This is a genomic window from Desulfosarcina sp. (assembly GCF_041551955.1).
Taxonomy (GTDB): Bacteria; Desulfobacterota; Desulfobacteria; order Desulfobacterales; family Desulfosarcinaceae; genus Desulfosarcina.
Map to the genome: position 1 here is coordinate 1 of NZ_JBFELV010000367.1, position 5,213 is coordinate 5,213.

5 protein-coding genes are annotated in these 5,213 nt (G+C 57.8%); 3 read left to right on the top strand and 2 right to left on the bottom strand.

The window, feature by feature from the left end; translation table 11 throughout:
- The 3 genes from ABYV26_RS20235 to ABYV26_RS20245 all read left to right on the top strand — a co-directional run.
- On the top strand, nucleotides 1-445 hold a 445-nt coding region (locus ABYV26_RS20235), incomplete at its 5' end, for a YraN family protein (RefSeq protein ID WP_372683172.1).
- Entirely contained in the window at nucleotides 420-1,313 is an 894-nt protein-coding gene (gene rsmI, locus ABYV26_RS20240; RefSeq protein ID WP_372683173.1) for a 16S rRNA (cytidine(1402)-2'-O)-methyltransferase, read from the top strand. The genes ABYV26_RS20235 and rsmI, both read left to right, overlap by 26 nt.
- A 5-nt stretch (nucleotides 1,314-1,318) precedes the next feature.
- Nucleotides 1,319-1,903, top strand: a complete 585-nt coding sequence (locus tag ABYV26_RS20245) for a 4'-phosphopantetheinyl transferase superfamily protein (RefSeq protein ID WP_372683174.1) — start codon at nucleotides 1,319-1,321, stop codon at nucleotides 1,901-1,903.
- Here ABYV26_RS20245 and ABYV26_RS20250 read toward each other — a convergent pair.
- On the bottom strand, nucleotides 1,867-2,049 hold the full coding sequence (locus ABYV26_RS20250) for a hypothetical protein (RefSeq protein WP_372683175.1): 183 nt from the start codon (nucleotides 2,047-2,049) through the stop codon (nucleotides 1,867-1,869). The genes ABYV26_RS20245 and ABYV26_RS20250 overlap by 37 nt on opposite strands.
- Before the next feature lie 64 nt (nucleotides 2,050-2,113).
- The gene (locus tag ABYV26_RS20255) at nucleotides 2,114-5,122 is read right to left on the bottom strand and encodes a chemotaxis protein CheB (RefSeq protein ID WP_372683176.1); all 3,009 of its coding nucleotides are present in this window, start codon (nucleotides 5,120-5,122) and stop codon (nucleotides 2,114-2,116) included.
- Nucleotides 5,123-5,213 lie beyond the last annotated feature (91 nt).

Sequence of the window (5,213 nt, forward strand, 5' to 3'; positions counted from 1 at the left end):
CAACCAATTCAACCAATTCAACCAATTCAACCAATTCAACCAATTCAACCAATTAAACCAATTAAACCAATCCATGCTAAACCGGCAGCAACAATTCGGTAAACGGAGCGAGCGTCTGGCCGCGGAATTTCTGAAACGAACGGGTTACCGTATCCTCGAAACCAACTATCGGTCCAAGCAGGGGGAGATCGACATCATCGCCAGGGAGAAGGGCACCATTGTTTTCGTGGAGGTGAAAGCCCGCAACACCAGCCGATTCGGCAGTCCCAAAGGCGCCGTTACCCCTGCCAAGCAGCGCAAAATATCCATGGCCGCCCTGGACTACCTGAAACGGTCCGGTCAGACCGAGGCCAGCGCCCGTTTCGACGTGGTGGCCATCGACACCGCTTCAGGGAAAATCGACATCGAGGTCGTCAAAAATGCGTTTGCCCTCGCCTACGGATGACCGGGGGCCGGCTCGATGCCCCAGCGGCCTGTATGTGGTGGCCACGCCCATCGGCCACCTGGAAGACATCACCCTGCGCGCCATCAAGACCCTGGATGGGGTGGATCTGATTGCCGCCGAAGATACCCGCCACACGTCCCGGCTGTTGTCCCACTACCGCATTCGTACACCCTTGATCTCCTGCCATGAGCACAACGAACACCAGCGGACCCCGGAATTGATCGACAAGATCCGGTCCGGAGCGTCCGTGGCCCTGGTTTCCGATGCCGGCACGCCCTCGGTTTCCGACCCCGGCTACCGGCTGGTCCGCGCAGCCGTTGAACACGGCCTTGATATCTTCCCCATACCGGGCGTGTCGGCGGCGATTACGGGCCTGTGTGCATCGGGACTGCCTACCGACGCCTTCGTATTCTTAGGGTTCGCCCCCAAAAAAAAGGGTAAACGGATGGACCTCTTGGCGTCGCTGGCCGCTGAACCCCGGACGCTGGTTTTTTACGAATCCCCCCGGCGGGTGGTGGATTTTCTGGAAGACATCCGCGCGGTGATGGGAAACCGATCTGCTGTGCTGGCGCGGGAGATGACCAAGCTTCACGAAGAGTTCATCCGCGGCACCCTAGCCGACGTCCTGGTCGTTCTGGCCGATCGCCCCGAGGTCAAGGGTGAGTGCACGCTGCTGGTGGAGGGCGCAGCGGCGGCAGACCCGGTCTCAGACGCCGACCTGGCCCAAGCCCTTCGCCACGCGCTGGCTCAACCCGGCGCTCGCCTCTCGGGCCTGTCCAAAGCCTTTGCCAAACAATACCACCTGCCGCGGAAAACGGTGTACGAGATGGCCCTGACCATTCAAAAAGAAACCGACGCGTCGGCCTGACATCCATGACACATGCCTCCACCCAGCTCTTTCCGGTGATCCTGCCGGTCTCTGACGCCGATCAACGCCTCCATGGGCGGGACAAGGTCAAGGCCCTGAGCCGCCTCGCCCGCACGGCCCTGATGACATCCTGCGAAAAAAGCGGACTTTACCTGGACGCCTTTCCCAAGAATGAAAAGAGGGTCCCCATTCCGGTCGGCGGCGTCTACTGGTCGTTGACCCATAAATCCGACATGGTTGGGGGTGTGGCGTCCCTGTTGCCGGTGGGCATGGACCTGGAGACGATCCGGCCGGTAAACGACGCCCTGCTGGCCAAAGTGGCCGATGACAGTGAATGGCAGTTGGTGGACGGCGACCGGCAGCGGGCTTTTTTCAGATTCTGGACCGCCAAGGAAGCCGTGCTCAAGGCCGTGGGAAAGGGCATGGTCGGCCTGTCCCGCTGCCGGGTCGTGGCGATCGCCGATGACGCACGGATGACGCTGACCTACGAGGAGACCCGCTGGCCGGTGGCCCACTTCTGGCTCGGCGGCCACGTGGCCGCCCTGACCACCCATCATCTCGACGTGTTCTGGACGCCGCCTCGTCGGTAACGTGGACTAAATTCCTTCGATGTCACCCGGGCGCGTTGGGTGTCGGTGATAATGACCCCTTCGTGAAACTCATCGAGCACCGGCAGCAGGGAGATCCATGCGGGATCGATGCCCGGGAGGCGTTTTTTGATTTCGGATCGTTTCATGTCTCTTTTTTTTTCACGCGCATACCCATCTGGCCGATGGATCGGGAATGCCGGGAGGGACCCACTATTTCCGCTGCTGCGTCACGAAATGCAAAAGGATTCGGTAAGGGGAGTGATCGCCGACCTTGATGATCCGGCCACGAATGACGAACCGTTGGGCCTCTTTTGGCGATTTCATCTCGAAGGGACGGGTCGCGAAATCTTCATTTTTCTTTAAGGCGACCTGCAATTTCGATTTCAGGTCGATAGATGCGAAACAGCCGAGCTCAGCGCTGACAAGGTCCAGGCCGTTGACTTCTTTTTCAGTAATTTCCAACAGCTCCGCAAACCCCGCGTTGGCAATGACCACCCTCCCATGGCTGTCGAGCACCGCAATCGGGTCCGGATTCATGTCGAATACACTGCGGGTCAGCATCAAGGCCCGTTCCATTTCACGCCTGGCGGAATCTAGCATCGCCTGGGCTTTCTTCTGATCACCGATGGCGGCGAAGGTGAGCACCGCCCCGTCGATGCGGTTGCCCATGGCGCGATAGGGCACGATGCGCATGTTGTACCAGTCGCCATTAATGGTCTGCACCTCACACGACTGGGGAACGAGGTTGTTCAGAACGTCGGTCAGGTCTGCAATCAGCCCATCGTAGGCCAAATTGGTCACAACATGCCGTAGCGGGCGTCCGATGTCGGTCTCGATAAGGTTGACCATGGTGGTCGCCTTCTGGGTGAACCGCCGGACGTGCAGGTTGTTGTCCACGAAAATGGTGGCGATTTGGGTGCTGTTCAAAAGGTTGTGCATGTCGTCATGGGTCGCTGACAGCTCCTCCACTTTGCTTTGCAGTTCGGCATTGACCGTCTGCAGTTCCTCGTTGAGGGACTGAAGCTCTTCTCTGGAGGATTCCAGTTCCTCGTTGGTGGACTGGAGTTCTTCGTTGGCGGACTGCAGCTCCTCGTTGGCGGATTTAAGCTCCTCATTGGAAGACTCCAGCTCTTCGATGGTGGTCTGGTGGCTGTTTCGGGTTTTCAGCAGCTCCTGTTCCAATTCTAAAAAGCGGGATTCCTCCACTGGCGTGTTCTTTCCGACAGGCGCGGGTGCAGCCGGAGGTGTCGCTATGGCATCGATGCCCTCGAAGACCACCAGCAGGTGCCCGGAGAGTTCTTTGGGCGATCGCTGGGGAGAGACATGCAGGTCGAGCATCTGAAGATCGCCGTTGATTTTTACAGTAATATTCCGCCGGGTCACCGGTTTGTCCGATGCAACCGCCTGACGGATGGCCGACGACAGTTCGATGCGCAGGCCCTCTCTGGCCAGGCTGAGGATATTGTGGGTCGGCGCTCCGCTGGGGGTCTCAAGATACTTGCCGGTACGGCCCTGCACATACAGAATGGTTCCCTCGGGATTGATCAAAATCGCTGTGGGGGCGAACTGGTCCAGGATCGCCTGTTGAGTCATCCGGGCCATGTCCACAGGTCGTGGGGCAGGACCGACCGGTGCGGTCCCGTTAACGGTATTGGCTGCCAACCGCCCACTGGGAAAATGAACCATCTGGCGCAGGGCCCGAGGTACCTCATTGCGTTCGTAAATTTTCCATTTATTGTCCCGGGTGCCAAACAGGTTGGTGAACCCGCTGATCGTCTCGGAGCAGCCCAGCACAAGAATCCCGCCGGGTGACAGCGTGTAATGAAACAGCGGCAGAAGCCTTTTCTGGGCATTGGCGTCCAGATAAATGAGCAGGTTACGGCAACACAGCAGGTTCAAACGCGAAAAGGGCGGGTCTTTGAGCACATCCTGCAAGGAAAATACCACATCGTCGCGAATCTCCTTGCGGACGCGGAAAAAATCTCCCTCTTTGATGAAAAAGCGTTGCAGCCGATCGGCGCTGACATCGGCTTCGATGCTCGCCGGGAAAATACCTTCACGGGCTTTGTCGATGGCCTGGCTATCGATGTCCGTACCGAACAGCTGCAGGTTGATCCGCCCGGGGACTTGATCAAGGCACTCGTGCAGCACGATGGCCAGGGAGAAGACTTCCTCGCCCGTTGCACATCCCGGCACCCAAGCCCGGAAGACTGCTCCTTCTCCCAACCGTTTCAAGTGGTCGGGCAGGATGTCGGTTTTGAGCACCTCGAAGGATTCTGCGTCGCGGAAGAACTGGGTCACCCCGATCAACAGATCCCGGAACAGGGCCTCCGTCTCAACCGTGTTCTCACGCAGAAAGCGCACGTAATGCTCATGGCTCTCGATCTGGTTCAACCCCATGCGGCGACTGATGCGGCGAAGGATCGTAGAGGGTTTGTAGTCGGAAAAATCGTGCCCGACCCGGGTACGCAATATGGCGAATATCTTGTTCAGCCAACCCTGTTGTTCGGTCTTGGTTGCCGCCGTTCCCGAATCGAGGGCGATTTCATGGTGCGCAAAATACTGAACCAGTCGTTCGGGCATCGCTTCGGGGGGTAATACCAGATCGACCAACCCGGTGCTGATGGCGCTGCGGGGCATGCCGTCGTATCCAGCGGTTTCATCATTTTGAACCAGGATCAATCCGTCGTTGGCCTTGATCGCTTTCACGCCAAGGGTGCCGTCCGTTCCGGTTCCCGACAGGATGATGGCCGCAGCGTTGCGTCCCTGATCCTGGGCGAGTGATCGAAAAAACAGATCGATGGGAAGGGCGGTCCTTTTGGTCAGGATATCCAACAGCTGGATCTTGCCTTTGAACAGGGAGATTTCTTTGTCGGGTGGGACGACGTATACGCGGTCCGGTTCTATGGATTGGCCGTCTTTGGCGATTGCAACCGGAATCCGTGACGCCTTCTGGAGCAGATCGGGCAATATGCTGGGTTGGTTCGGGTTCATGTGAACCAGCACGATATAGGCCATGCCGCTGTTTTCAGAAACTTGCGCAAAAAAAGATTTCAGCGCTTCCAGCCCCCCGGCGGATGCACCCAATCCGACTATGGGAAGCTTTTCGGCCCTTGCATCCTGGGATGCCTTGGCATCCCCGTTTCCCGACTCCGCAACGGATGTTATGGGTGTTGTGTTTTCCGATGGCTTTTTGGTCGTCGACCTTCTCTTTGGCATACCCATTTCTCACTGAAGATGGTGAATCAGCCCCTTTTGAATAATGTAAGGGGTGACAATCCATTAAATTATAGCAAGATATAAGGAAAAC